Origin of the sequence: Vibrio sp. 10N.222.52.B12 (assembly GCF_002875385.1) — a bacterium.
GTDB lineage: Bacteria > Pseudomonadota > Gammaproteobacteria > Enterobacterales > Vibrionaceae > Vibrio > Vibrio jasicida.
This window is the reverse complement of record NZ_MDAW01000058.1, coordinates 1-3,241: the sequence shown is the minus strand read 5'-3', so window position 1 is coordinate 3,241 and position 3,241 is coordinate 1. Positions and strand designations below refer to the sequence as shown.

The window sequence follows — 3,241 nt, the reverse complement described above, 5'->3', positions numbered from 1 at the left end:
ACTATGCGTTGATTTTAGTGATTAAGGTGGTTTGCGGCGGCTTAGGTATTGCGTTGCTCACCCCTTAGCAGGGCGTTATACCGCCGTGTGAGGGCGGTATTGGGATTCTAAGCGCAGCACTTCTTGTATTTTTTGCCGCTGCCACAACTGCAAGGGGCGTTTCTGTTTGGTTTTTTTTCAAATACCGTTGTTTTCGCTTTGCGCAGGAGCGTATCTAATTCGATCGTATTTTCATCTTGGCTTTCATTTACAGTGATGTTTGCGATGATCGAGTACTCTTGAGCAATAGCTTCGATTTCTTGCTTACGTAATTCTGTCTGGACCACGATATTTATCGGGGCTTCTTTTGTACCAGCTTTGACGTCACGATTAACGTTGTAGCCTGACATTACGTGATTTTGTCGAGTTTCGATTCGACCTTTAAAAAACAGCTTAGACATGCTGATACTCTTTACTTAGTGTGTAAGAAAACGAGCAGGGATTATACGTATCGTTTTAAAATGATAAAGCTCAAATTGTTTCAAGTGTAGTATGGCAGAAAGCGGTATAACAAACTGTTCAAGAGTGATTCGCAACGCGTGGCATTTTTACCTTGCGTTGCATTTAGTGTTTAAGGTGGCATGCGGAGGCTTCGGCATTGCATTGCTCACACCTTAACAGGGCGTTATGTTGTAGCTGCCTATTTTGGTCCTCGGTTGTGCGACAAACACGACTTGCATATGCATAAATGAAGTTATAACTGTCTGTATTTCGAGATATACTTCAATGGTTATTACGTTTGGTTATAACCATAAAACAACTCCAAATATAGGTATAAGATAAAAAATGAGCTTTATTTCATTTAAATTGATGGCTGAACACGGTATGCCGATGACTTATCATTTCAATCGAAGGGACTACTTCAAGTTTAGGGAGTTAGTTCAATGTGGTGGTAAGGCTGTTCTGGGTGGACACTACTTAGAGTCTAATAAAAAATATTTAGTGCACTTTAAACAAAGCGCTTTTGAAGGTCCAAGTTACTCGATGCCTCTTGATGGTGTGTTAAGTTACCTAGATGAAGTTGAAGTATCTATGAAGCAAGTCGATTAAGCATAACCCTTTTAGAAAGCATGTAACAAATTGCTCTTTAAGTTCAAACGCACGAATTGTTGTGGTGGGTGTTTATCATTCCTTACTCATGTATTAGCTCCCATATTGTTAAGAATACAACATGACAAACTGTTTAAGGGTGATTCGCAACGCGTGGCATTTTTACTATGCGTTGGTTTTAGTGTTTAAGGTGGTATGCGGCGGCTTTTGCATTGCGTTGCTCACACCTTAACAGGGCGTTATACGCTTTGTTGCTCATAAACTAAAAGGTGATATAATCCGCCTCAATTTTAACTAGCTGAAAAATATATGGAAAATATTGACGTCATACTACCTAGTATCATACTTGGCATGTCATTTATTTTGAAAATGTCAATAGATCGTAATGTGGACTTACCTGCATCGATATACGCAGTCTTAGAATTGCCTGTAGATGTCTTTGTTCTCGCTACATCGTTTATTGCAGCCTACACGATCTCGTCACCAGAGCACTTTGAGAATGGTATTACTCAATTCGGATTTTACATCTTCCTCGTTTGTGTCGCTGTGTTGATTTGGCGAAAAAGCTGTAAGTGCTTCGAGAGCAGCAGTTATTGGTGGGTTGCTGGCTTGGCAACAGTTAATTATGGCATATGCATTTACGCATTAAAGAACGCAATTGAGTTGGTGTAAATATGGAATTTGGTGATATCCTTTCAATAATCCTGCCGACATTGTCTATAGTCGCAGTACTAGTTGCTTTACTAAGCAACTACCGCTCAAATCAGCTTTCTCAGAAGTATAATGAAGACAGAAACCGTGCTGAGATTGAAATGCTTCGCGCTAACTTTGAGGCAAAAATCTACTCTCTAAACGAACGTTTAGTTGCTAAAGAGGAACGTTGGGTTGATTCAAATCACTTACTTGTTAAGTCCTCAATTAATAAGGCTGATAACTATTTCGAGAGTTCGATAGTTGACCCTTTTAAGTTCCTCAATGGTATGGGGATAGAGAAAGATGAATTACGTATTAAAAAAGATCAGGCTTTTATCTTAACTCCATTCCACACTATGTACGAAGACGAGTTTTATATCATCGATAAAGTTTGTCATGAGTTTGGTTTTGACGTTGCTCGAGGAGATGAAAGTTTCATTGAGGGAGACATTCTTAGTCACATCCTTAAAAAGATATGTGAGTCAGAATTGATTATTGCAAATATCAGCGGTAAAAACCCTAACGTATTCTATGAGTTAGGTTTAGCTCATGCTTTAGGTAAGCCCGTCATTATCATAAGCAAAGGGATAGATGAAATTCCTTTTGATCTAAGAACCAAGCAAATAGTTGTGTTTAAAGATAGTGTTGACCTTTCAGAGAGACTCAAAATTGCGTTACTAAACACGATTAGGCGAAAGCGCGTATAACAATCTGTTTAAGAGTGATTCGCAACGCTTGGCATTTTTGCTATGCGTTGCGTTTAGCGTTTAAGGTGGCATGCGGGAACTTCGGTATTGTGTTGCTCACACCTTAACAGGGCGTTAGTTGCCAATCGGATAAACGTAACCAAATCAAAAGGTTTAAGGCTAGAAGTGTTAAAATCTAGAAGTGAGTTTCTAGGTTAAAACTGGTTAATCTCGGTTTGCTACTATCATTTTTCAGGTTCAGTTTTTGGGCAAATGAAAGCTCACTTACTTCTTTGTTTTTGAGGCAGTTTGTACAATCGAAACGACATTGCTTGCTGAAAACTTGCTCTGTGAATTTGTCTTTTCAAAAGCTGAATTGCTCGCTGAAATGACGTTTTCTCTGGTGTGTAAAGTTCACGTGGTTTCAGTGACTTTGTTGAACCTCCGCATTGCGAGATTATCGGTACAAAAGCGTTTTTTGGTGTTGTTAGTCCGTTTTCTGCGGCGTTGTATGTTCTACGTGGTTTCATTGAGTAGCCGCTTTGAAACTGCGCCTGACGTTAATGCATCAAAGCACATTAAATTTGATGTTTGCAAAGTTCAAGCTGACATAAAATCAGCAGGTTGGGTCTGGCAACTAACAAAATGTTTAAGAGGGATTCGCAACGCGTAGCATTTTCACTATGCGTTGATTTTTGTGATTAAGGTGGTTTGCAGCAACACCGGTATTGCGTTGCTCACCCCTTAACATGGCGTTATGTGTAATTTTGGTT

At 39.4% G+C, this 3,241-nt stretch carries 4 protein-coding genes and 2 pseudogenes; 5 read left to right on the top strand and 1 reads right to left on the bottom strand.

All coding sequences use genetic code 11. The features are described from left to right. Positions 1-107: 107 nt before the first annotated feature. Positions 108-440 carry a PBPRA1643 family SWIM/SEC-C metal-binding motif protein gene (locus tag BCT11_RS03585; RefSeq protein ID WP_102387166.1) on the bottom strand — a complete coding sequence of 111 codons (333 nt, stop codon included), beginning with the start codon at positions 438-440 and terminating at the stop codon, positions 108-110. Between the two features lie 385 nt (positions 441-825). On the opposite strand from BCT11_RS03585, the gene BCT11_RS03575 reads away from it, so the two are divergent. The 5 genes and pseudogenes from BCT11_RS03575 to BCT11_RS28260 all read left to right on the top strand — a co-directional run. Then, the gene (locus BCT11_RS03575; protein WP_102387164.1) at positions 826-1,089 is read left to right on the top strand and encodes a hypothetical protein; all 264 of its coding nucleotides are present in this window, start codon (positions 826-828) and stop codon (positions 1,087-1,089) included. A 102-nt stretch (positions 1,090-1,191) separates the two neighbouring features. Beyond that, a pseudogene (locus BCT11_RS03570) lies at positions 1,192-1,321 on the top strand (DUF3265 domain-containing protein). A gap of 131 nt (positions 1,322-1,452) precedes the next feature. Continuing rightward, positions 1,453-1,761, top strand: a complete 309-nt coding sequence (locus BCT11_RS03565; protein WP_206747850.1) for a hypothetical protein — start codon at positions 1,453-1,455, stop codon at positions 1,759-1,761. 2 nt (positions 1,762-1,763) lie between these two features. After that, positions 1,764-2,489 carry a hypothetical protein gene (locus tag BCT11_RS03560; protein WP_102387161.1) on the top strand — a complete coding sequence of 242 codons (726 nt, stop codon included), beginning with the start codon at positions 1,764-1,766 and terminating at the stop codon, positions 2,487-2,489. 603 nt (positions 2,490-3,092) lie between these two features. Next, a pseudogene (locus tag BCT11_RS28260) lies at positions 3,093-3,170 on the top strand (DUF3265 domain-containing protein); the annotation flags it as partial. Between the last annotated feature and the right edge of the window lie 71 nt (positions 3,171-3,241).

Bases quoted from the DNA above. Each gene is read 5' to 3' on its own strand.
- BCT11_RS03575 (WP_102387164.1), top strand. From the start codon at position 826: ATGAGCTTTATTTCATTTAAATTGATGGCTGAACACGGTATGCCGATG.
- BCT11_RS03585 (WP_102387166.1), bottom strand. From the start codon at position 440: ATGTCTAAGCTGTTTTTTAAAGGTCGAATCGAAACTCGACAAAATCAC.
- BCT11_RS03560 (WP_102387161.1), top strand. From the start codon at position 1,764: ATGGAATTTGGTGATATCCTTTCAATAATCCTGCCGACATTGTCTATA.